The sequence below is a fragment of the Neobacillus rhizosphaerae genome (genome assembly GCF_937468385.1).
GTDB lineage: Bacteria > Bacillota > Bacilli > Bacillales > Cytobacillaceae > Neobacillus > Neobacillus rhizosphaerae.
Genome location: NZ_CALBWS010000003.1, coordinates 175,791 through 197,498, shown reverse-complemented (window position 1 = coordinate 197,498; position 21,708 = coordinate 175,791). Strand labels below are relative to the sequence as shown.

The 21,708-nt window shown below is 37.9% G+C and carries 27 protein-coding genes and 2 pseudogenes; 22 read left to right on the top strand and 7 right to left on the bottom strand.

The window, feature by feature from the left end:
* Positions 1-238 precede the first annotated feature (238 nt).
* The 3 genes from M5A78_RS05130 to M5A78_RS05120 all read left to right on the top strand — a co-directional run bounded on the left by M5A78_RS05130 (position 239) and on the right by M5A78_RS05120 (position 4,258).
* A complete protein-coding gene (locus M5A78_RS05130) occupies positions 239-1,513 on the top strand; it encodes an L-cysteine desulfidase family protein (RefSeq protein ID WP_248734199.1) in 1,275 nt (424 codons plus the stop codon).
* A 358-nt stretch (positions 1,514-1,871) separates the two neighbouring features.
* Positions 1,872-2,903 carry a threonine aldolase family protein gene (locus M5A78_RS05125; protein ID WP_248734198.1) on the top strand — a complete coding sequence of 344 codons (1,032 nt, stop codon included), beginning with the start codon at positions 1,872-1,874 and terminating at the stop codon, positions 2,901-2,903.
* A gap of 239 nt (positions 2,904-3,142) precedes the next feature.
* On the top strand, positions 3,143-4,258 hold the full coding sequence (locus M5A78_RS05120; protein ID WP_248734197.1) for a cysteine desulfurase family protein: 1,116 nt from the start codon (positions 3,143-3,145) through the stop codon (positions 4,256-4,258).
* A 144-nt stretch (positions 4,259-4,402) separates the two neighbouring features.
* Here the strand turns inward: M5A78_RS05120 and M5A78_RS05115 are convergent, their stop codons facing one another.
* Positions 4,403-4,606, bottom strand: coding sequence for a hypothetical protein (locus M5A78_RS05115; protein ID WP_248734196.1), 204 nt, complete (start codon positions 4,604-4,606; stop codon positions 4,403-4,405).
* A gap of 166 nt (positions 4,607-4,772) precedes the next feature.
* Positions 4,773-5,837, bottom strand: coding sequence for a sulfite oxidase (locus tag M5A78_RS05110; RefSeq protein WP_248734195.1), 1,065 nt, complete (start codon positions 5,835-5,837; stop codon positions 4,773-4,775).
* 268 nt (positions 5,838-6,105) lie between these two features.
* Here M5A78_RS05110 and M5A78_RS05105 point away from each other — a divergent pair, with 268 nt between their 5' ends.
* The 4 genes from M5A78_RS05105 (at position 6,106) to M5A78_RS05090 (ending at position 9,166) form a co-directional block, all read left to right on the top strand.
* Entirely contained in the window at positions 6,106-6,453 is a 348-nt protein-coding gene (locus M5A78_RS05105; protein WP_248734194.1) for a lmo0954 family membrane protein, read from the top strand.
* Between the two features lie 20 nt (positions 6,454-6,473).
* Positions 6,474-7,133 (top strand): PspA/IM30 family protein, encoded by a 660-nt coding sequence (locus tag M5A78_RS05100; protein WP_248734193.1) that lies wholly within the window; start codon positions 6,474-6,476, stop codon positions 7,131-7,133.
* Between the two features lie 323 nt (positions 7,134-7,456).
* A complete protein-coding gene (locus M5A78_RS05095) occupies positions 7,457-8,701 on the top strand; it encodes an aminopeptidase P family protein (RefSeq protein WP_248734192.1) in 1,245 nt (414 codons plus the stop codon).
* Between the two features lie 240 nt (positions 8,702-8,941).
* Positions 8,942-9,166 carry a hypothetical protein gene (locus tag M5A78_RS05090; RefSeq protein ID WP_248734191.1) on the top strand — a complete coding sequence of 75 codons (225 nt, stop codon included), beginning with the start codon at positions 8,942-8,944 and terminating at the stop codon, positions 9,164-9,166.
* Positions 9,167-9,288: 122 nt separating this feature from the next.
* On the opposite strand, the pseudogene M5A78_RS05085 reads toward M5A78_RS05090, so the two are convergent.
* Positions 9,289-9,525: pseudogene (locus M5A78_RS05085) on the bottom strand (VOC family protein); the annotation flags it as partial.
* A 198-nt stretch (positions 9,526-9,723) separates the two neighbouring features.
* Here M5A78_RS05085 and M5A78_RS05080 point away from each other — a divergent pair.
* From M5A78_RS05080 to M5A78_RS05070, 3 genes are all read left to right on the top strand, one after another.
* Complete coding sequence (locus M5A78_RS05080; RefSeq protein ID WP_248734190.1) at positions 9,724-9,933, top strand: cysteine-rich CWC family protein; 210 nt, start codon at positions 9,724-9,726, stop codon at positions 9,931-9,933.
* A gap of 220 nt (positions 9,934-10,153) precedes the next feature.
* Complete coding sequence (locus M5A78_RS05075; RefSeq protein WP_248734220.1) at positions 10,154-11,137, top strand: ketoacyl-ACP synthase III; 984 nt, start codon at positions 10,154-10,156, stop codon at positions 11,135-11,137.
* Positions 11,138-11,527: 390 nt separating this feature from the next.
* Entirely contained in the window at positions 11,528-11,716 is a 189-nt protein-coding gene (locus tag M5A78_RS05070) for a hypothetical protein (protein WP_248734189.1), read from the top strand.
* 234 nt (positions 11,717-11,950) lie between these two features.
* Here M5A78_RS05070 and M5A78_RS05065 read toward each other — a convergent pair whose 3' ends face one another.
* Entirely contained in the window at positions 11,951-12,124 is a 174-nt protein-coding gene (locus M5A78_RS05065; RefSeq protein WP_248734188.1) for a hypothetical protein, read from the bottom strand.
* Between the two features lie 197 nt (positions 12,125-12,321).
* Positions 12,322-12,486, bottom strand: a complete 165-nt coding sequence (locus M5A78_RS05060) for a hypothetical protein (protein WP_248734187.1) — start codon at positions 12,484-12,486, stop codon at positions 12,322-12,324.
* 266 nt (positions 12,487-12,752) lie between these two features.
* Between M5A78_RS05060 and M5A78_RS05055 the strand changes: the two genes are divergently transcribed.
* The 12 genes and pseudogenes from M5A78_RS05055 (at position 12,753) to M5A78_RS05000 (ending at position 20,701) form a co-directional block, all read left to right on the top strand.
* On the top strand, positions 12,753-13,910 hold the full coding sequence (locus M5A78_RS05055) for a DUF4317 domain-containing protein (RefSeq protein ID WP_248734186.1): 1,158 nt from the start codon (positions 12,753-12,755) through the stop codon (positions 13,908-13,910).
* Positions 13,911-14,006: 96 nt separating this feature from the next.
* Complete coding sequence (locus M5A78_RS05050) at positions 14,007-14,342, top strand: DUF1904 family protein (RefSeq protein ID WP_248734185.1); 336 nt, start codon at positions 14,007-14,009, stop codon at positions 14,340-14,342.
* Between the two features lie 516 nt (positions 14,343-14,858).
* The gene (locus M5A78_RS05045) at positions 14,859-15,845 is read left to right on the top strand and encodes an NAD(P)-dependent alcohol dehydrogenase (RefSeq protein ID WP_248734184.1); all 987 of its coding nucleotides are present in this window, start codon (positions 14,859-14,861) and stop codon (positions 15,843-15,845) included.
* A 234-nt stretch (positions 15,846-16,079) separates the two neighbouring features.
* Positions 16,080-16,562, top strand: a complete 483-nt coding sequence (locus M5A78_RS05040) for a DUF4367 domain-containing protein (RefSeq protein ID WP_248734183.1) — start codon at positions 16,080-16,082, stop codon at positions 16,560-16,562.
* 552 nt (positions 16,563-17,114) lie between these two features.
* Complete coding sequence (locus M5A78_RS05035) at positions 17,115-17,435, top strand: PadR family transcriptional regulator (RefSeq protein ID WP_024030244.1); 321 nt, start codon at positions 17,115-17,117, stop codon at positions 17,433-17,435.
* 49 nt (positions 17,436-17,484) lie between these two features.
* Positions 17,485-17,710: pseudogene (locus tag M5A78_RS05030) on the top strand (PadR family transcriptional regulator); the annotation flags it as partial.
* On the top strand, positions 17,710-18,057 hold the full coding sequence (locus M5A78_RS05025) for a DUF1048 domain-containing protein (protein ID WP_248734182.1): 348 nt from the start codon (positions 17,710-17,712) through the stop codon (positions 18,055-18,057). The pseudogene M5A78_RS05030 and the gene M5A78_RS05025, both read left to right, overlap by 1 nt.
* A gap of 9 nt (positions 18,058-18,066) precedes the next feature.
* On the top strand, positions 18,067-18,441 hold the full coding sequence (locus M5A78_RS05020; RefSeq protein WP_248734181.1) for a DUF1048 domain-containing protein: 375 nt from the start codon (positions 18,067-18,069) through the stop codon (positions 18,439-18,441).
* Complete coding sequence (locus M5A78_RS05015) at positions 18,438-18,779, top strand: DUF1048 domain-containing protein (protein WP_248734180.1); 342 nt, start codon at positions 18,438-18,440, stop codon at positions 18,777-18,779. The genes M5A78_RS05020 and M5A78_RS05015 overlap by 4 nt, the downstream gene beginning before the upstream one ends.
* Before the next feature lie 172 nt (positions 18,780-18,951).
* Positions 18,952-19,713: an ABC transporter ATP-binding protein gene (locus M5A78_RS05010; protein ID WP_248734179.1), complete on the top strand. Its 762-nt coding sequence runs from the start codon at positions 18,952-18,954 to the stop codon at positions 19,711-19,713.
* Entirely contained in the window at positions 19,714-20,463 is a 750-nt protein-coding gene (locus M5A78_RS05005; protein WP_248734178.1) for an ABC transporter permease, read from the top strand. It begins immediately after the preceding gene.
* A 10-nt stretch (positions 20,464-20,473) separates the two neighbouring features.
* The gene (locus M5A78_RS05000; RefSeq protein WP_248734177.1) at positions 20,474-20,701 is read left to right on the top strand and encodes a carboxymuconolactone decarboxylase family protein; all 228 of its coding nucleotides are present in this window, start codon (positions 20,474-20,476) and stop codon (positions 20,699-20,701) included.
* Positions 20,702-20,918: 217 nt separating this feature from the next.
* Here M5A78_RS05000 and M5A78_RS04995 read toward each other — a convergent pair whose 3' ends face one another.
* Positions 20,919-21,272: a hypothetical protein gene (locus M5A78_RS04995; protein ID WP_248734176.1), complete on the bottom strand. Its 354-nt coding sequence runs from the start codon at positions 21,270-21,272 to the stop codon at positions 20,919-20,921.
* 122 nt (positions 21,273-21,394) lie between these two features.
* On the bottom strand, positions 21,395-21,538 hold the full coding sequence (locus M5A78_RS04990) for a hypothetical protein (protein ID WP_248734175.1): 144 nt from the start codon (positions 21,536-21,538) through the stop codon (positions 21,395-21,397).
* Positions 21,539-21,708: the final 170 nt, after the last annotated feature.

The following is a 21,708-nucleotide window of genomic DNA, read 5'->3' as shown; positions in this document are numbered from 1 at the left end:
AGGATGATTTACGGAAAATAGAGAAAACTCTTTCTGATGATGTAAACATCAACTTATATTACTAGATTCAAGAAGAAAAAATGAAAATGATAAAATATAAAATAAGATTTAGGAAGGGTGGTCTGCACTCACTAAGCAGAAAGAGGGTGATGTTTAATGACAGTGAATTGCCCCATTTTTCATCCAAACATGGTAAAATCAAAGATAAGTGTTTTACAGTAAAGCTGGTGGAGGACATATGACGAAGCATAAAATATTGACTATTTTAGAAAAAGAATTAGTAGTTGCACTTGGCTGTACGGAACCAGTAGCAATTGTGCTCGCGGCAGCTACAGCAAAAAGCTATGCACCAGGGCGAATAAAAGCAATTAGTGTAATGGTGAGCGGAAATATTATTAAAAATGCTAAATCCGTCGGAATTCCGGGGATGTCAGCAAAAGGTCTTGAGTTCGCGGCAGCACTTGGGGCAACAGCAGGAGACCCTAATAAGCAACTAGAGGTATTAAATGGACTCACCATGCAAGATGAGCGAAGGGCGTTAAAACTGATTGAGGAGGGGAAAGTAACTGCTAGTCAAGCAGACACTCCAAAACGACTTTATATTGAAGTTATTGTACAAACAGAAAAACATACTTCACGAGTGGTTATTTTTGATAATCATAGTAATATCACTCTCATTGAAGTAGATGGCAAAGAGGTCTATCTTGGCGGGTGTGAGAACATCGGCATCCAAACCGATGAAGAGCAATTAGAAGCACTCACAGTTGATGAAATATATGAATGGGTTTTGCAGGCAGATCTTAATGATTTATCGCTTATTAAAAAGAGCATTGAGTTAAATCAAGTCATTGGGTTGGAAGGACTATCCGGAGATTACGGGCTAAATGTTGGCAGAACGCTTAAAGTCAATATTAAAAAAGGATTTCTATCAGATGATTTGGCCACTGCAGCCATGTCTTTGGCTGCTGCCGGTTCAGATGCGAGAATGGCCGGTTCTACACTTCCAGTGATGGCGAATACCGGGAGTGGCAACCAAGGGATTGCCGTGACACTTCCTGTTGTTGCAGTAGCAGAGAAAATGCAAGTTTCAGAGGAAAAAATGATTCGCGCAGTAGCACTAAGCCATCTGATTACGATTCATATTAAATCTAAATTTGGCCGCTTATCTGCATTATGCGGTGTAACTGCTGCAGGAATGGGTGCGAGTGGAGCCATCGTTTATTTACTGGAGGGTGGTCTACAGCAAATTAAAGCAGCGATTCAAAACACAATCGGCAATGTATCCGGAATGATTTGTGACGGGGCCAAGGCAGGCTGTGCCATGAAAGTTTCGACCTGTTCAAATGTTGCTGTTCAATCGGCTTTGCTAGCGCTGAACCATCAAGAAATCCAATCAACTGATGGCTTTATTCATGATGATGTTGAAAAAAGTATTGAAAGCTTCTGTAAGCTTGGAAATGAAGGAACACGGCAAACAGATGAACTTATTTTAAAATTAATGCTTGAAAAATAATAGGGTTTCCCTTCCGGAGCATAGACTGTTTTGTAAAAATCAGCGATGTCCTATCTTAATATTGAGAGGGCTGTCACTGCGGCAGTCTTTTTGTATTTCTCCTTTTTATTGATCCTTTTAAATGTAGCGTCCAAATTTTTAATTTTTTGATTGTTGGTTAAGTCTTGATACCTTTTGTAAACTAGAATTGGTTTCATGTGAAATTTTTGTCAGGGTTCCTCAATTTTTTAAAAGGTAAAGGCAAAAGTTGGAAAAGCAAAAAAGAGTGATGGTACTGTTAGTTACGTAATTTGTTTTTCGCCGTTCTGTCCCTTCTAGTTGATGATACAATGATAAAAAATATAATGGAGGCAAACAAATGTACAGTTTTAAGAACGATTACAGTGAAGGTGCACATCCTAGTATATTGAATGCTTTAATAGAATCCAACTTCGAGCAGGAGGAGGGGTATGGGGAAGATCACTATACGCGAAAAGCGGTAGAACTGTTAAAGGAAAGAATTGATCTGAATGACATTGATATTCACTTATTATCAGGCGGGACTCAAACGAACCTTACCGCTCTTGCCGCTTTCTTAAGACCACATGAGGCCGCCATGGCTGCTAGTACAGGTCATATTCTTGGTCATGAAACGGGTGCAATCGAAGCCACAGGACATAAAATCATCTCTATTGAAGCCGAAGATGGGAAACTTACCCCTTCGCTCTTAATTCCAGTACTCGATGCTCATACGGATGAGCACATGGTAAAGCCTAAGCTCATTTACATTTCAAATTCAACAGAAATAGGATCCATTTATAAGAAGAACGAACTGGAACAATTAAGAGATTTCTGCCATGAGAACAATCTTATTTTGTTCATGGATGGTGCCAGACTAGGGTCAGCTCTTTGTTCCGGAGAAAATGACCTTAAGTTGAGCGATCTCCCAGAACTGGTCGATGCTTTTTATATTGGGGGAACTAAGAATGGAGCACTAATAGGTGAGGCTTTAGTCATTTGCCATGATTCGCTTAAGGAGGATTTTCGATACCATTTGAAGCAAAGAGGCGCGCTTCTTGCAAAAGGGAGACTTCTGGGCATCCAGTTTCTTGAACTTTTCCGGGACAATCTGTTCTTCGATTTGGCCATGCATGCCAATAAGATGGCAGAAATGCTTAGAGTAGAATTAAGTAAACTAAATATTAAGTTTCTGACCCAGTCGCCATCAAACCAAATCTTTCCGATTGTATCGAATGCGGTCATTACCGAACTCCAAAGGAAGTATTCTTTTCATATTTGGGAAAAGGTCGATTCAGATCACTCTGCCATTCGTCTAGTTACCTCTTGGGCAACAAAAGAAGACAAGGTAGCAGCTTTTATTGAGGATTTGAAAAACGCACTTATATATTAGAGAAAATCTTACATGTGACCGAAAAAGGAATCTCTATTGATGAGGATTACATGTTTGCTTTAATAGCTAAGTAAAGCTAAACAATAACAGTTCAAGCCTCAGTTTGTTACAAACCTTTTCTAAATAGTAAGTGGTAATTGGTAAAATTAGGACTATTATTAGGAGAATAGTAGATAATTCGAATGATTAATAATCGGATAATGCCTTCTGGTTATTATGTGGAAAGGAATGAATGGGTGATGGAAAAAATTTATCTTGATTACAATGCTAGCACACCTTTGGCTCCTGAAGTAGTAGATGTCATGAAACCTCTATTAAATGATTATTATGGAAATCCCTCAGCCCTACATTGGTCAGGGAATCCGGTTAAAGGATTATTACATAAAGCTAGAGAACAAGTTGCCGAATTAATTGCGTGTTCCCCTAGAGAAATCATTTTTACAAGTGGTGGAAGTGAGGCAAATAACCTCGGATTAAAAGGGTTCTATTTTAAAAATCGCAATAAAGGAAATCATATCATTACTTCAAAAATTGAACATCCAGCTATAATAAATCCTTGTAAATTCCTTGAACAAGTCGGGGCAAGGGTAACCTATGTCGGCGTTGATCGGTATGGGAGAGTGTCACCTGAAGAAATAGAAAAGGCAATCACAAGGGAAACGATTCTGATTTCGATTATGCACTCCAATAATGAAGTAGGTACGTTACAACCGATAAATGAGATTGGTGAAATAGCTGATAGGTATGGGATTGTCTTTCATACAGATGCATCTCAATCCGTTGGAAAGGTCCCTGTAAATGTGAATGATCTAAAGGTAGATATGCTTACGATCGCAGGTCACAAACTCTATGCACCAAAAGGAATTGGAGCATTGTATATTAGAGAAGGAATCCAACTTGAACCACTTATTCATGGAGCTGGGCATGAGTTTGGGCTTCGTGCAGGGACGGAAAATACATTATTGGCTGTAGGATTAGGAGAAGCATGTGAAATCGCTCATAAACAGGTAGGAAATCAAAAAATAAAGAATTTGACCGACTATTTTTGGAGGCAATTAAAGGATGAGCTCGGAGAACAGGTTGTATTGAATGGACATCCTGTGGAACGGTTGCCTAATACATTGAATGTAAGTTTTGTTAGAAAAATAGGCCAAGAATTGTTATTTGCAATCCCTGATTTAGCTGCCTCAACTGGATCTGCCTGTCATGCTGGAAGTATTGAATTATCTCCCGTTTTAAAAGAGATGGATGTTCCTGAAGAAGTTGGAATGGGGGCCATTCGATTTAGTTTAGGCAGAAACACCACGAAGGAAGAAATTGATCATGTTGTAAAATGGTTAATTGAAATAATGTAGAAAATATATAGAACATCTTTTCAGTATTAATTCTAACGGACTGGTTGAAAAAGTAGTAGCCCTAAAAACACTCCTAGGGAAATTCAAAGAAATCGTTAAGATGTAAGCCTTTTTTATGCTATTAAGCACAAAAAAGGCTCCTTTTTACTTTTTTATTGGTGGATTGTTGATGTCTACATGAAAAGGAAGAGAACTGACTGTTTTGGTATTTCCATAAAACTGCTCCTGGATTTTGTGATTGGCAGTTTCATTCTCGGAATCCCCAATCATGTTCCTGGACCCAGAGTCATTAAATAGATCATCCATTTTTTGATTTGCCTCAATTGTTTCATTTTCTTCTTTTTTCACCTTCATACACCTCCTTTTACAATACGCTTGTATTTTCTCCATTCTACTGTATATGAACCATTTTTTTAATTTCTTCTTTATAATTAGAAAAAAACACCGGACCAGTCACCGGTGTTCATTGATAATAACCCTATAAAAGGTTCTATCTCCATAGGTATGAAAGCTATTATTCAATTTGAATGTTTATCTGTGAAACTTCATTATTACCGTAACCATTCCGATTCCAAAATGCTTTATCAGGTTGTGATTGGCCAATTGAATCAAAGGCACGAACCTTGATGTTGTAGTCTTGATTTTTTTCGAAAACATGGGAATAAGACCACTTCACCCATCGGTATTTTTGAGGAGTGTCTTGAAGGATAGCAGTTTTCCAAGTTGCTCCGTTATCTAAACTAATTTCTACAGAAGTAATAATACCTTCGCCAGTCCATGCTAGACCCGTTATTTGATGCTGTCCAGGTTTAAGTATTTGCCGATCAAGCGGCTGTTGTATGACGGAATTTATTCGGTTAGTGGTCACAGGAAATGAACCTTTATTCTGCTCTTTATGAGGATAATAAACATAATCATCTGTCTGGAAAGGACCGGAAAAAGGATGATCAATTACACGTATGGTTTTTAGCCATTTCACTGAGGCCATACCATACCAGCCTGGAACGATTAATCGAAACGGAAAACCGTGTTTTGGACTAATCGGTTTCTGATTATGTTCCCACGCTACAATTACATTCGGATCTAACGCTTTTTCGATCGGAAGGCCTCTCTCATACTGAACATGCTGTCCATTCTTAACACCTGAATCTTCTCCTTGAAAAACAATTTCACGTGCTCCGTTGTTGACTCCTGTGATGGATAGGAGAGTGGAGAGTGATACCCCTTTCCAATTCCCTTGGCTTATGGCCCCCTCAGTCCATTGTTCACCAAATACTTTTGGATCAAAATAGGCTCGCTTGTTTCCGGAACATTCCATTAAGGTGGTCACGGTTCGGGAGGGCATAGAAGTAATTTGATTGTAATGCAAGGTAACACGGTTTTTTACAGAGCCTTTGATGGTGAGAAAGTACGACTGAATTGAAAGTAGGGGATATGGAAAATGATTTCTTCGATAAGTTAGTGAAATTGGGGTTTCATTAGCTTCCAGAAAATGAATAGGTGTTTCCTGATTTTCTGGCCTTAATCCTCGGGTAATCAGGTGCGGTTTTACTAAAAAATCGTGATTACTTGGATTCAAAAAATATCCTCCTCTCTATTCTAATATGTATTAGCCAAATAAGAATTTTATCCATAAATCCAATTCGTGCCAGTCACCTCCTTTTTCTCTGCTTTTTTAGTTAGTTAAAATGACAACAAAAAATGCTTTGATAGGCCGGCAACCTCTACGTCTTAGGTCCGATAGAAAAATCAAGCTCAAGCGCAATTATGAAACAATTAGAAAAAAGGTAAGATGAAATCAAGATAAAGAAAACTTACTGATTAGTGAAACAAAGGAGGAAAATAAAATGAAAAAATTTGCATTGCTTTTAGCAGGAGGCCTTGCAGCCATCATCTTACTCAAAACGATTGGGCCAATGGTAGGGTTACTGATTAGTCTAGTAATTCTATACTTCATCTATAAACAGTTTTTAAAGACCGACTCAACAGGATGGAAAATCGGGTTAATCATCATCGGCTTAATGGTACTCTCAGCAACCATTCACCATTTACCAGCTCTTATTGGAGTGGGTGCCGCTTATGTACTTTACCTAGTATATAAAAATTGGAACATCAACAAACAGGCGGCAGTAAAAAATGAACCGGATCCATTTGTTAGTTTTGAAAGACAATGGAATGAATTAAAAAAATACTAGTGTAAAAGGAGAAAATAAACATGACAAACATTTTTACCAGAATAAAAGAGGTCATTATTGCTGATTTAAATGAAACACTTCATCAAAAGGAAAAACAAAATCCGATTGGTTTACTCAATCAATATCTCCGCCAATGTGAGCAGGAAACGGAGAAGGTTGGCAAGCTTGTGGAACGTCAATCCCACTTGAAGGATGAATTCACGAGAGAGTATATCCAGGCAAAAGAGGTAGCTGAAAAAAGAAAGTATCAGGCGGAAATCGCCTCTAAAGCAGGAGAAACAGAGCTTTATCAATTTGCAGCAGCTGAGCAGCAACAATATTCAGAGCGTGCCCAGCGCCTAAATGCTTCACTAGCACAAGTAACCGAGCAATTACGTGAATTAGTAAGAAAACATGAAGAAATGAAACAAAAATTAAAGGATATGCATCTTCGCCGAATGGAATTAATGGGCCGGGAAAATGCTACACGAGCTAACATCGGTATGAACAAAGTGTTGGAATCTGACACCTACTCGAATCAATCTTACTCAAAGTTCAAGGACATTGAGAGCTATCTTGACCGTTTGGAACAAAAAGTGAATAGTACTTTCTGCCGCAGCACTATTGATGAACGGGTAGCGCAGTTAGAAAAAGAAATGAATAGTCAGGAATCCCATTCTTTAAATCTTATAAAAGAATAAACTTGAAAGGGCAGTGATAATTTGCGATCACTGTCTTTTTTCTCGTCCTACCAGAAATAATGTGGTTCGCTCCTAGATTAAAAAAAGGATATTGGAGTCGGTTATAGGGATTAAAAAGTGAGGGGGAGTGTGCATTGTATAAAAGGATCACCAATACTTCATCAGTAAAACCAGTAATTCTGCAATTGTTGATAAACATCCGCGAACTTTTTCTATGTACAAAGTGAGACTGTTTTTTTGTACAAGATTAAATTAGTTTGAATTTTTTCAAATTATAGTATAGTTAATCTAGTAACTTATTCATTTAGAAGAGAGGTAAGAAAATGTTTAAGGATTTTTATACAAATAATCGTAATCGTTTATATGAGAAGTTAGCAGATCGTTCACTTCTTGTTTTGTTTGCAGGAAAAGCCCCACAAAAATCTGCAGATGAGGCATACACGTTTGTACCAAATCGTAACATTTATTATTTAACAGGTATGAATGAACCCAATATTATTTTTTTAGCCTATAAAATAAATAATAAAGTAGAAGAATCACTTTTTATCGAAAAATCAGACCCTATATTAGAAAAGTGGATCGGAAAGACAGTTTCAAAAGAAGAAGCTGAGGAAATCTCCGGAATAGGGAATATCCAATTTATCGAACAATTTGAATCCTTGTTGTCTCGAAATCTATTTACCACCTCGTTTACGAATGTATATTTAGATTTAGAGAGAAGAGAGTTAGATCAAATAACGTCTAAAGCCCAACAATTTGCAAGTAAAATCCAGGCGAATTATCCATTCCTGCAATTGAAAAATGTTTATCCGGACATTTGTGAGCTACGCGTTTTTAAAACACCTGAAGAAATCGAAGAGATGAAAAAGGCTATTGATATCACCTATAAAGGTATAAAAAATATCATGAGCCATGCGAAATCTGCAAAAAAAGAATATCAACTTGAAGCGTATTTTGATTTTATTCTTACCTCAGAAGGTGTAAAGGATTATGCTTTTCCTACGATTGTAGCAAGTGGAAAAAACGGTACGATTCTACATTATGATAAAAATGATGCAGCCATTGAGGAGGGAAGCCTTGTCCTTCTTGATTTAGGAGCACAATATAACTATTACAATGCTGATATAAGCTTTACATTTCCTGTTAATGGTAAATTTACTGAGAAACACAAAACCTATTACAATATTGTTTTAAAAGCACTAAGGGAAACGACAGCACTGATAAAACCGGGTGTTCCATATGCAAAACTGAATGAGCATACCAAGAAAGTTCTAGCCGAAGAGTGCATCAAAGTTGGTTTGATAAAGGATGAAAGTGAAATCGGAAATTATTACTATCATGGAGTCAGCCACTTTCTTGGTCTAGATACACATGATGTTGGTAGCTATAAGGATTTAATCCTACAACCTGGAATGGTGTTAACGGTTGAGCCAGGTTTGTATATCGAAGAAGAAGGAATCGGAATCCGGATTGAAGATGATGTTTTAGTGACAGAAGAAAGTCATGAAGTTCTTTCAAAAGATATTATCCGATCTGTTGAAGAAATTGAAGCATTTATGAATGAATAATTAATATTGGAAATAGAAGATGAAAACATACGGTAGCACTCTTTAATGGGAAAACGGTTTTGCTGGGCTGCCAAGGATTAGAGTGCGGGAAGCTGATGTTCCGCACTCTGATATTTTTTTAACGGAAAAAGTGGTGAGTCCATCTAGGGATAGAGTCTTGGTCGGTTAATAAAAGTGAATAAACAATCATTTTAAGTGAATGCTATACATAATGAAGGCTGATAAAAAGGAGACATCCCCGTGAAGCCATATGAAATGACAAACATGATTATTGATGATTTTGCAGTCGACGAATATGTGACAGCGGAATTTACCTACAAAAATAAAAACTATAGCATTACTTTTAAAAAAGCCGACCTTGAAATCATCAATTCCTGGGTGTTCGAGGAAGGTACCTCTTTTCCAGCAAATTTATCTGATGAAATAATTGAATCAATTAGAGAAGATGTTAAAAACAGTATATAGTCATTCGTAATAACGTTCTTTTTTATGCAAGTGTTAGAGGTCTGTTTAGTTGGCACCATCCAAAGTTGCTTTTGGTCGTATGTTTTTTGCCTAGCAACAAGCGAAAAATAAACAAGTTATGGATTAACTTCGAATGTAATTGAAAAACGCTCCTCACCATAAATATCATAAAAATTTGAGCTTTGATTTTCTTTAGATTTAACAAGGAAAATACTTTGGTTTGCAAAATTAAGAATTGCTTTGTCCTCGTCTTTATAGCCTAACTCTGCCCCCAATTTGTTTACATACCATTCAGAAGAAAGTTCTACATTTGAAACTGGAATATAAGTAGTTCCTACTCTTAATAATCTTTCACTCATTTTATTATCTCCTTTCAAAAACATTAATAAATATTTTCTCCTTTTATGTATATTTCTCCTTTTGAATTCTATATTTTTCTTTATAAAAGCCGTGCTTATACATTTGGAATATTGCATAATAAAAATAAGATCAAAAAACGGTGCCTGACACCACCAGGATTATAGTGGAAAATTAGAAAATAAAAAAGGTGATTGATTATGACTCTAGGAATAAATGAAACTGAGAGATGTCCACTCTGTAATAGCAGCAATAATTGTTGTAATTCTCAAGATAAATCATTAGGAATATGCTGGTGTAGTGAAGAAGACTTTCCAAAAGAGATTTTTGATCTTGTACCACCTGATCAATTGAGAAAAACTTGTATTTGCAAAAATTGTTTAGAGCAGTTTAGGCTGAAAGGAAAGTGAGACCGCTCGATAAACGATTTGGGCGAATTATTTTTTTCAAAACAACAATACATTCGACTGAATAAAAGTCGAAACTGAATATTAAATCAAATTGTGTGCCAGGTACTATTCGTAAAATTGGATGGTGTCTGGCATATTCCTTTGTTTTTTCAAAATTATTTATACCAGGTACTAATACTAGGTGATATAATAAAAAGAAAAAATGAGGTGTATTCTAATGATTAAATCTAAAGCCTGTATTACAGCTATTGGTACCTATGTTCCTCAAAAGAGATTATTAAATGAAGATCTAGAAAAGATGGTAGATACAAATGATGAATGGATTGTCCAGAGGACTGGCATAAAAGAAAGGAGAATTGCAGGAGAAGAAGAATATGCTTCCCATTTAGCTTTTAAAGCTATAGCAAATCTAGTTGAAAAATATCATAAAGATTTACAGGACGTGGATTGTATTATAGTAGCAACAACAACTCCTGACTATGCGTTCCCTAGTGTGGCATGTCAAATTCAGAATCATTTTAATATCCCTTGTACAGCCGCTTTTGACTTAAATGCTACCTGTGCAGGTTTCACATATGCTTTACATTTAGCAAACAATTTAATTACTTCCGAGGCACATAAAAAGATTTTAGTTGTTGCAACCGAGACTTTATCAAAAGTAACTGATTATAAAGATAGAACAACCTGTATTCTATTTGGAGATGGTGCGGGTGCTATACTAGTTGAATATGATAAGGAAAATCCTAGTTTCTTGGCTAGCCATATGGGAACGAATGGAGAAGGCGGTCTTCATGTATATAGAACAACCTTTGCAACTACTATAAACGATAAACCTTTAAACACAACTGGAAAGATTGTTCAGAATGGCAGGGAAGTATACAAATGGGCATCCCGTACAATACCAATAGGGATACAAGAATTATTACTCAAGACAGAAATAAACATAGAGGATATTAACTGGTTTATCCCACATAGCGCAAATCTAAGGATGGTTGAATCAATATGTGAAAAATCAGGATTTTCCATAGAAAAAACACTAATTAGCATGAAGTATTTTGGGAATACCTCTTCTGCTTCCATTCCATTAGCACTAAATCTAGGAATAGAAGAAGAGAAAGTTCAATATGGAGATACTTTATTGCTCTATGGCTTTGGAGGAGGGCTTACCCATTTAGGACTTGTTATAAGGTGGAATATTAAATAGGGATACCAAACGGTCAGATGCTTTATCATGAAGGTTGATGGTGGTAAACAACTTTATTGTTAATCATTTGATAGAAGCGATCAGTAATTATTTTGATATTAAACAACACACATAACACTGTTCGTGAAATTCCGAACGGTGTTATCTGAATCCAGGTTATATTCGGACAGGTCGAGGACCCAAATCCAAAAATTTGTTTATATTCACAGCTGATTGAATTAATATTGGAACTATATAGATACTGATAAAACTGTTTTCATCTGGTAAAAAAAAAAGCTATTGCTATTTCGACTACTGACGAAGAGTTAGAAAGTTATAAGAGTTTGTAAGACTTATTTAAAGAATTGCACAAACAAATAATCATTTTAATTCATCAATAGAGGTTATTCAATGAAGGTATATAGACTAAAAAGGAAGTTTAATGGATATAAAAGAGGAACACAGTTTTACTTGATTGTTGAATCAGAATTTATCGGGGTTAAAGAGTTTGTATTGCGAACGAAAGATTTAACGAATAGTATATCGATCAATGAAAGTGAACTTCTTAAGAATTTTACTTTTATAAAAGAAATCTTTTAACGAATTAAAGACCCCAACTGTGTGTAATAAATAAAAAACGTCGAGGGATGCTAAGAAAAGATAATATTTTCGTTGGTGATTGATCTGCTCAGTCATTTTTCATAAAAACATGCATTTGGCGCAAATGGGAATGAATGCTCCAACCATTTAAATTTAAATTGCCAAGGTACTATCATTTCATAGTGCCTTTTTTCTTTTTACTACTTTTTCGAAGTATAGTGATCGTTTAGCCGATTAGTAGCTCTGTTCACTCATGTATTTCACAAAGACATTCGGGTCTTTTTCTCCTCCACGCCTAAATTCCATCATGATGGCCCTAAATTTATGCGGCGGCAAATCGGTTTGAATATGATAGGATTTTGTTAATCCCAATTGATCCGAACTGTATATGTTATAGGTATAAGCCATGCTTGAACCCCTTTCTCTTTGTGTTCCAGTTTTATTTATTTTGTGGTCAGTACTTCCGATTACTTGTTATTTCTATATTATAGATACGAAAGTGAATCTAAAAGAGGCCGGACATCAAATTCCGGTCTCGATTGCAAGTCAAGTACCTCTCTGGGCTACAATAAGAAACTATTATTAATAAAGTGCCAAGGATTCAACTAATGGTTCTCACTTTGATTAGATCGCGTTTTTTTCGAATTGTCGTTAGAAACTGATTCCAGTCCATATCCAGTAGAACTAATTTCAAGCACTTGTTCATTTCCTTTGTTCTTTAAGTTTGCGTTTGTTTGATTTTGAAAAGGATCAAAATTTTCGTTTTCCATATGATATACCTCCTTGATATATTCAATAAGCGGAAGGATGTTTACTCTGTTCTTATCTTTTAATAGCTGCCCATGAAAGAACCTTAGTGTATATTTGACACGTCTAGTATTTGCAATATGCAGGAAAGTACTTATATAAAACAAATTATTATGCTTTATTAAAGTTGCCAATACATTCTTTCAGCCTCCCATTCCTGAAAATTGAAAAATTAAAAATAGAGATTTTCCCATCTAAACAGTATAATCAGGGATGGGAGTTGAAACAAATGAACAAAAAAGACATCGCTAATATCCGTAAGCAATTTAAATTAGACAATCATTTGATGAATATTCGAGAAATCTTCAATGTTTATGTGCAGAAGGAATCAGCCGAGATTTATCATCAAGTCTGTCAACCGTTTCCATTGTTAGATCACGAAGCACAAGAATTGTTCTTGGCAAATTTTAAAAAGGTTTTGACTGGTCATCTCGATGCCAAACTGTTTGAACTGAAATTCAGGCGGGATGTGGATTATAGTACACAAGGGATCCTTTTCGAAGGATTACGAGCGGACTCGGAGGATTGGCAAGATAACATGCTGGACATCGTCGGGAAAATATTTGCCCATGCTGTTTATGAATTTGATACAGTGGTTACATTTATCCGAGGAGAATATCGAAAACCGACTAAGAAGAGGGGCCAGGAATCCGAAGAGGGCGGGGATGATGAGGTTTATTCCAATGAGTTTATCCTTTGCAGCCTCAATAAAACCGATCTGCCGAAAAAAGCCTTGTTGTTTGATTATATCGAAAAAGAATTTAAGTCCTATCATGTCGTTGATCCCATTATTAATTTAGACTCTCCTATGTCTGGTTTTCTGTTCCCGGCTTTTAACGACAATGCTGCAGATGTAAATCATATTCTCTATTGTGCCGGGAAAGTAAATCAACCTGATTTCACCTTTATTGAAAAGGTTCTCGATTGTGAAGACATCATTACCCCTCAGGAAGATAAGGACTGCTTTGACTTCATTTTAAAAGAAGTAATAGGGGACGAAGTGGACTCCGCGGTCATTTCGAATGTTTATGAGGAAATCGATCGAGTGGTACAGGAGAATCAGGAAAAGGAAGACAGTGAACCCCCTACGTTGGATCATCGCGACATCGAACGCATCTTAACGGTCAGTGGCGTCGAAAATGTGGAAACTGCCAAAGTGGAGCATGCCTTTAAAAGCGTTGTAGCGGACGAAAAACATGAATTCAAAGCAAGTAGTTTAATTCCTAAAAATATAAAAATTAGTACCAAGGTGGCAAATGTAACCATCAATCCAAAAGACCTGAAAAATTTAAAATATATCACGTACGAAGGAAAACGGTGCCTATTGTTGGAGGTAGATGAAGAGGTCGTCGTCGAAGGATTTCGACTGGAATCGAAGACCCTCTAGGGGTTTTAGGGACAAGTACCTGGATCCATAAGCTTCGAATCCGAAAGATCTGTATTCTATTCGCAAGTTTGATTAAAAGTATTGGGGGCGATTTGAGTGCCACATTTATTTATAAGAGGAATTTCAGTTGAGCAAGTTAAAACCATTAGTAAGCCGTTAGTACAAGAATTAGCTGATCTTTGTGCATGTGGAATGGACAATTTTACACTGGAAGTTGTTAATTCTACATTTGTTTTTGATGGTAATGAGGTACCCGGATATCCGTTTATTGAAGTGAAATGGTTTGAACGGGGGCAGGAAGTTCAAGATCAATTTGCTAACATTGTCACGAAACACGTTCATTCACTCGGGATCCCGGAGGTAGAAGTAGCCTTTAGTACATTTAGGGAATCAGATTATTATTACAATGGTAAGAGTTTTGCAACTGAATAAAGTGGGATAATTGAAATTTTAGGGGCAGTTCCAATATCATTTGCTAGTTTAATCATAGCAATTCTGTCAGTTTATAACAAAAAAATAATCCCCCCTTGAGCTAGAGGCTCGGATGGATTATTTCCATCTAAGTCAATCGCTTTAAGGGAACCGTCTATTGCTGGACCGAACATGTGAAAGAATGTTCGGTCTTTTTTAATTTATGAATTCCTTATATTTATTAGTATAATCTAAAAAAGGTTTTACGTACTGCGTTTTCTTTATTTTTATGGAAATCATTACCTGAAGTCAACATATAAGCTTTTAGTGGTTTGGATTAATCGGCTGCACCATGATATTTTCATTCGATAGGGAAATGAGAGCCTTCTCATAAACCATCTAGTAAACCCAAAAACATAATTTAAAAGCACCCTCATAGATAGAAAGGAGGATTGTTTAAGTACGGTATTGAAATTGGACTATTTATTCGTAATATTCGTATAATATTAATGAATATAACGAATTAGAGGTGGATAAATGAAAGCAATAGTGTACACAAAGTACGGTCCCCCCGACGTTCTTCAACTGAAAGAGGTAGAAAAACCTATTCCTAAAGAAAATGAAATTTTGGTGAAAGTAAAAGCGACAACTGTAACAGTAGCAGATATTCGGTCGCGAAGTTTTACAGTTCCTCCCGCTTTTTGGCTGCCTGCCCGAATAACACTTGGTTTCAGACAACCCAAAAAAGAGATATTAGGGACGGAGTTAGCTGGAGAAGTTGAGTTAGTTGGGAATGATGTCAAAAGGTTTAAGGAAGGTGACCAGATTTTTGCAGCATCTCTGGTGGGTTTTGGTGCTTATGCTGAGTATAAATGTCTACCAGAAGATGGTCCTGTATCTATTAAACCTTCCAATATATCTTATGCAGAAGCCGCTGCCATTCCAATTGGAGCACGCACAGCATTGTATTTTCTTAGAAAAGCTAATATTCAGAGCGGCCAAAGGGTTCTAGTTTATGGTGCTTCAGGAAGTGTAGGAACTTATGTAGTTCAGATTGCCAAGTATTTCGGAGCAAACGTTACTGGGGTATGTAGTACCACAAATATGGAATTGGTAAAATCTCTGGGAGCTGACAAGGTAATTGATTATACAGCAGAAGATTTTTCTAGAACAGACGAGACATATGATATTATCTTTGAAGCGGTAAACAAGAGTTCCTTTTCAGCTTGTATGAAATTGTTAAAGAAGGACGGTACCTATATAAATGTCACTGAACCGCTACCAAGTGTTCGAATGCTATGGACTAAATTGACAAGCAGCAAGAAATTAATATTGAGTCGAAATTCACCTGAAACTTCAGAAGCACTAAACTTCCTTAAAGAACTTGTTGAGATGGGGAAGTTAAAAGTGGTCATTGATAGGTACTATGAGTTTGAAGAGATAGTTGAAGCTCATAGATATGTCGAGAAAGGGCACAAGAAGGGAAATGTCGTCATAAAGGTGGAAAATAATAATAAGTCCTAATATATGAGAATTATATGCATGTCCCCTAGGTGAATAAAATATTGAGCTTAGTAGTATAAATCACCATATTATTAATAATAAGTTTGTGAAAAATTGTACTTAAAGTAACGGGTGCTTGAGTTGAGGAACGGAGCTGTCATCGAGACAGCTTTTCTTTTTTCACTAACGCAAGCAGGTTAGTTTAATAAGAAGTTGGAGAAACTTCTCAATGATACTAGATATTGAGGTGATAATTTGGCATTTTCATTTCGTTTAATTTTTGTTCTATTTTTGTTATGTAGTTGTCCAATGATAATAATGGCTAAAGAAATTAAATATAATCACAACAGCATTACTATTCCAGAAATAAAGAAAAAAGTTGACTTTACCGTTTTAATTCCTAAAAATATTCCTGCTGATTGGACATTAGATACCAAAACATCCCCCTGGCTAATGCTGCATTATATGGACAGCAAAGATACAAAGCTGATGGTTGCTATTCACCAGAAAATGGGGTTTTCTTTATCCGACGACGATTTTCCTTATGCTCACCAAGTTGATATTAATGGAAATAAGGGCTATTTTCAAAAGTGGATAGATAGTGGGAAAGTTGATAAGAATGGGGACACCATTACTGGTGGTTTACTTAATTGGATACAAGATGGAACGTTTATAGAAATGAACAGTTCAAGATTATCAGAAGAAGAAATGTTAACAATTGCAAGGTCGATGAATTAGAGATATTGTACGATTGCTGAACAAGGGCAGTCGTTTTTTTATTGAAATAACTGTGCTAGTTAGTTCAATATGGTTTAAAAGAAAAAGAACCCATTAAGTGTTCTCGATCTCATTTTGTATTTTGGGGAGGCTTACTGTGTTCGTACTTAATCAATTCAACTGGTGGATATTCTTCAGGAAGATTCTTCATTGTTTGACGAGATGGTTCGACCGCAAAGTATAAAGTGTCAGTTCCAATAGTTTTTCCATTACTGGATGAAGGTATTAAGGTGATTTTCAAGACATATGAATATTTTTCCAAACCTTTGTACTATTTATTTTCTTTAAACGAAATAGATACCGTATCAATTTGTGAAGGTGTTGCATAGCCGTTAATATTGGTATCGAAATATTTTTAAGAAAAATAGTTGACACCCCCGCTACTCGGTGTTACGATATACCTGTAATAAGCAATACTTAATAGCGTGATTTCCAAAAGCTATTCAGTAAAAATTTCTTTTAGTACTAAGTTATACTGAATATAAGTCAGACGAAATAGAGGGGGTGCTGAACATGGAGAATTTAACTGAAATGCTGAAGGGTTCGCTGGAAGGCTGCGTGCTGGAAATCATCAGCCGCCATGAAACCTATGGCTACGAGATTACCCGCCGCCTGAACGAGCTTGGGTTTACCGAAGTTGTGGAAGGGACGGTCTACACCATCCTCGTGCGGTTAGAAAAGAAAAAACTCGTGAGCATAGAAAAGAAACCGTCAGATATGGGACCGCCCCGCAAGTTTTACTCACTTAATGAGGCTGGCCGCCAGGAACTTGAATTGTTTTGGAAAAAATGGGATTTTGTATCATCAAAAATCAACGTCTTGAAGTCAATCTAGCTTCATAAGATATTACGTCCGATATTTTTGGAGTGTCTTGTTCAGCTTTATGAATGCGCTCGGATTTTCGGATGTTGTAGACGGTACAGTCTATACCATATTGGTGCGGCTTGAGAAAAACAAGCTGGTGGAAATTACGAAAAAGCCATCCTATATGGGACCGCCGCGAAAATTTTTTCACGCTCAATGACGCAGGACGTGAGGAATTGAGAAAGTTCTGGGAAAAATGGGAATTTGTTGCGACGAAAATTAACGAGTTAAAGGAGAAAAAATAATGAATTTTTGGGAAAAAATTACGGGAAGCGACATGACTAAAGAATTGAAAACTTTTGAATCACGAGCCACAAAGCTACCGGCTGATTATCAAGCGGCATGGGAAAAAATTAATGCTAATCTTTGGCCGCACTCAGATTTCACCGGTCGCAACCTCATGCTAATTCTTGACGGTGTGCTTGGCCTGCTCGAAGAAACGGCTGCGGACGGTCAGAGTGTACAAGAGGTTTTGGGTGACGATATCAAAGGCTTCTGTTCAGCGCTGGTCGGCGAAGAAGGGGCAAAGTCTTTTCGTGACAAGTGGCGCAGGCAACTCAACAATAACATCGCTAAAAAATTAGGTAATTAGGAGGATAAAATGAGAATACAAGATATCATCGAAGGCAAAAAAGAGTGGCGAGCGCACGTGGAGCGTGTCAAAGCGCTCCCGAAAGATTATCAGATTGTTTATAAAGAGATTCAAAAATATCTCTTTAAGGTCGGCCCTGTTGAGCTAACCGACGGGACAGGTTTGCTCTCGGGGATTATCGATCTTTTTGAAGAGGGCGCAGCCTTGGGGAAGAGCGTGCTTGAAGTGACGGGCAGTGACGTAGCGACTTTCTGCGACGATCTAATCAAAGATTCAAAAACTTACGCTGACATCTATCAAGAATCTGTTGACCAAGAAGTTAACAAGGCCATGAAAAAGGTTACGGATAAAATAAAGTTTAAAAAAGGAGGAAAAATAAAATGATGGAAATGTTCAAAAAATTGATTGGTGATAAAAAAGAATACAAGATGATGATGGCACGGGTTGAAGCCCTGCCAGAGGACTACCAGTTTGTATTTAAGCAAATTCAAAACTATATGTGGAAGTTCGCAGCGGGCAATGGGATGGATATGCTGCACATGCAGTATGAATTAATCGAGTTGTTCGAAGCCGGTGCGGCGGAAGGCAGACAAGTGCTTGAAATCACTGGGGACGATGTGGCGTCCTTTGCCGACGAACTAGTGGCAAACGCTAAAACCTATGTCGCCAAGTATCGTGAAGATTTGAATCAGAGTATCATGAAGCGATTGGGAAAAAAATAATTTCAATAGATAATACCGACTGAATAGCTGGTTACAAATGTGAATTGCCACCTTCGTTATTCAGTTATATTTTTAACTCGGTAATAAGTTGTACGGATTACCAGTAATACTAAGTAGGGGGATATAAGCAATCTAGCTCCGCAAGGAGCATTTTATAAGGAGGAAAAAAAGTATGAGCAATGCAGCGATTTCTGTAAAAGGGTTAAAAAAGTCCTTTAAAGACAAGGAAGTCTTAAAGGGGGTGGATTTTGAGGTGGGGCGTGGGGAAATTTTCGCACTGCTGGGCTCAAATGGATCGGGCAAGACGACGACGGTCAACATTCTCTCGACACTGATGAAGCCCGATGGCGGCGAAGTCTGTATTTGCGGCTTTGACGTACAGCGTCAACCGGATTATGTTCGCCAGAACATCAGCCTGACAGGGCAGTTTGCAGCTTTAGACGGCATGCACACTGGGCGGGAAAACCTGATGATGATCGCCAAGTTGCGGGGAGTTTTCAATCCCGCTCAAGTCGCCGACAATCTGCTTGCAAGATTCAGCCTGACCGATGCGGCCAACCGCCGGGCGGATAAATATTCCGGCGGGATGAAGCGTCGGCTTGACATCGCCATGAGCCTGATCGGGACGCCAGCAGTCATTTTTCTCGACGAACCGACGACAGGGCTTGATCCCGAAGCGCGAATTGAAGTCTGGGATACCGTCAAGGAGCTTGCCGGCAGCGGCACGACCATCTTGCTGACGACCCAGTACCTGGAGGAAGCCGAACAACTGGCGGACCGTATCGCCATCCTGCATGGTGGAAAAATCATTACGACCGGTACCCTTACCGAACTCAAAGAGATGTTCCCACCAGCGAAAGTAGAGTACATTGAGAAGCAGCCGACATTGGAGGAAATTTTCCTCGCGATCATTGGCAAAAAGGAGGAGATGTAAATGAAAAGCAAAACATGGGTATTACTAGGGCGTTTAATGCGCAACATCATGCGCAGCCCTGATACGATTATCACGGTGGCGATTACGCCGATTATGATGATGCTGCTGTTTGTCTACGTATTTGGCGGCGCCATAAAGACAGGCACGGACAACTACGTCAATTATTTATTGCCGGGAATCTTGCTGATGGCTATCGCATCCGGCGTCGCTTACACTTCCCTGCGGCTGTTTACCGATGTAAAGAGCGGGCTGATGGCGCGTTTCATTACCATGCCCATCAAGCGCTCGTCGGTATTGTGGGCTCACGTGTTGACCTCGCTTGTTTCCAATGCGCTTACTGTCGTGGTGGTTATCCTTGTCGCGCTCTTAATGGGCTTCCGTTCCAACGCTGATATTCTGGATTGGCTCGCAGTAGCTGGGATACTCGGACTGTTTACGCTGGCACTGACATGGCTGGCGATCATTCCCGGATTGAAAGCGAGGTCTATGGAAGGGGCGACAGCCTACTCGTACCCGCTGATTTTCCTGCCGTTTATCAGTTCGGCCTTTGTCCCTACCGAAACCATGCCTAAAATTGTCCGTGCGTTCGCTGAGAACCAGCCCGTGACTTCAATCGTGGATACGATTCGTGCCCTCTTGTATGAAGGGTCTGTTGGCAACGATATCTGGATCGCGCTTGCCTGGTGCGTCGGCATCATGGTCATCGCCTACTTCTTCGCCAGTAAACAATTTAAACGCCAGTTAGGGTAAGTACACCATTATGGGATTAGCCATATCAATAGTCAGCCGCTGCGATGAGTGCATTTGCTATCACATGGAAGGCTGCTTAAATGTTGGGGCAACCATCGACGAAATCATGGAAACCCTCAAAATTGGTGTGATTGGTGGCGGCTCGATCACTTATCTCAACGCGAGGTTTGCCATGCATGCTTTAGAAGAATTTACAGCGGGTAGTGCTCTTTCGCAGGAGGAGAAATTAAAAGAATAAAGCCCTTAGATATAATTGAAGGTAAAAGAGTAGATTCCGAAGCAAAACCACTTTGGTAATCAGTGTCATTAACTTAAGGAACTATGGATTACATTTCAGTTGGAATGTGATTCATAGTTTTTTTTCGATTGAAGGAAAATATTTTTAAGGCAGCACGAAAAGAGAGAATTCCCCCCCCTTAAATCGGATTTTAAGTTGGTTTATTCCATCCTATCTATTAAAAGGCTTTCCTTTTGTTTATGTGATGCCTGTTTTTCGAACTCGTTGTCCGTTCATATTTCCTTCCCTTTCGAATAGGAACTATTTCCTTGAGAATCTTGTTGTGCAATCGATTATAGAGCTGCTCCCGTTCCGATGGCTCTTCCCTCAACATAATGACAATAAAGTATCGTTTTAGATACCCCACCACCATATTTATGTTGATTTTCATTTTGTGCTTATAATTCTCTTGAACAATCTCTTCTTCAGCTTCATTTTGGACAGTTTGCAGAAGGTGAAAAACATACATCTGACTATAGATGTCCTGTTTAATAAGTTCTTCCTTACTACTTGAGATATTTGTAATCTTCATGCTTTCCTTTAAGTAGTGGTAGTTGGTTTCAATTCCCCAACGAAGGTTGTATAACCAGGAAATCCTTCGTATCGAATTCTTCCGATGTCAAGTTGATCATCAGGTACTCAATCTCACCTGTTTTATGCCGGATTCTTACCAAACGGACTGACAACGAATTGCCGGATTTGAAAAAAATCATATAATTCCTTGTTGGTCTTCTTGTAATAGTTCATTCGTTGACATTGATACTTGATCTCCGTCCATTCATCATCTCTTGTTATCATTTTCTTTAACTCTTGTATTACTTGCTTTTCTTACTAATGATATTAAAAATGATTCATTTCGTGGGAAACCATCTGCTTACTCATTAAAGTACATAATCTTGGTCTTTTTATTTTGTATTTTAGATCTATATTAAAGAATTAGGGTGTTGATCAAAAACAGATCTGCACCC

Coding starts and splice junctions, on each gene's coding strand:
- M5A78_RS05130 (WP_248734199.1), top strand. CDS start 239: ATGACGAAGCATAAAATATTGACTATTTTAGAAAAAGAATTAGTAGTT.
- M5A78_RS05125 (WP_248734198.1), top strand. CDS start 1,872: ATGTACAGTTTTAAGAACGATTACAGTGAAGGTGCACATCCTAGTATA.
- M5A78_RS05120 (WP_248734197.1), top strand. CDS start 3,143: ATGGAAAAAATTTATCTTGATTACAATGCTAGCACACCTTTGGCTCCT.
- M5A78_RS05105 (WP_248734194.1), top strand. CDS start 6,106: ATGAAAAAATTTGCATTGCTTTTAGCAGGAGGCCTTGCAGCCATCATC.
- M5A78_RS05100 (WP_248734193.1), top strand. CDS start 6,474: ATGACAAACATTTTTACCAGAATAAAAGAGGTCATTATTGCTGATTTA.
- M5A78_RS05095 (WP_248734192.1), top strand. CDS start 7,457: ATGTTTAAGGATTTTTATACAAATAATCGTAATCGTTTATATGAGAAG.
- M5A78_RS05080 (WP_248734190.1), top strand. CDS start 9,724: ATGACTCTAGGAATAAATGAAACTGAGAGATGTCCACTCTGTAATAGC.
- M5A78_RS05070 (WP_248734189.1), top strand. CDS start 11,528: ATGAAGGTATATAGACTAAAAAGGAAGTTTAATGGATATAAAAGAGGA.
- M5A78_RS05065 (WP_248734188.1), bottom strand. CDS start 12,124: ATGGCTTATACCTATAACATATACAGTTCGGATCAATTGGGATTAACA.
- M5A78_RS05060 (WP_248734187.1), bottom strand. CDS start 12,486: ATGGAAAACGAAAATTTTGATCCTTTTCAAAATCAAACAAACGCAAAC.
- M5A78_RS05055 (WP_248734186.1), top strand. CDS start 12,753: ATGAACAAAAAAGACATCGCTAATATCCGTAAGCAATTTAAATTAGAC.
- M5A78_RS05045 (WP_248734184.1), top strand. CDS start 14,859: ATGAAAGCAATAGTGTACACAAAGTACGGTCCCCCCGACGTTCTTCAA.
- M5A78_RS05035 (WP_024030244.1), top strand. CDS start 17,115: ATGGAGAATTTAACTGAAATGCTGAAGGGTTCGCTGGAAGGCTGCGTG.
- M5A78_RS05025 (WP_248734182.1), top strand. CDS start 17,710: ATGAATTTTTGGGAAAAAATTACGGGAAGCGACATGACTAAAGAATTG.
- M5A78_RS05020 (WP_248734181.1), top strand. CDS start 18,067: ATGAGAATACAAGATATCATCGAAGGCAAAAAAGAGTGGCGAGCGCAC.
- M5A78_RS05015 (WP_248734180.1), top strand. CDS start 18,438: ATGATGGAAATGTTCAAAAAATTGATTGGTGATAAAAAAGAATACAAG.
- M5A78_RS05010 (WP_248734179.1), top strand. CDS start 18,952: ATGAGCAATGCAGCGATTTCTGTAAAAGGGTTAAAAAAGTCCTTTAAA.
- M5A78_RS05005 (WP_248734178.1), top strand. CDS start 19,714: ATGAAAAGCAAAACATGGGTATTACTAGGGCGTTTAATGCGCAACATC.
- M5A78_RS05000 (WP_248734177.1), top strand. CDS start 20,474: ATGGGATTAGCCATATCAATAGTCAGCCGCTGCGATGAGTGCATTTGC.
- M5A78_RS04995 (WP_248734176.1), bottom strand. CDS start 21,272: ATGAAGATTACAAATATCTCAAGTAGTAAGGAAGAACTTATTAAACAG.
- M5A78_RS04990 (WP_248734175.1), bottom strand. CDS start 21,538: ATGATAACAAGAGATGATGAATGGACGGAGATCAAGTATCAATGTCAA.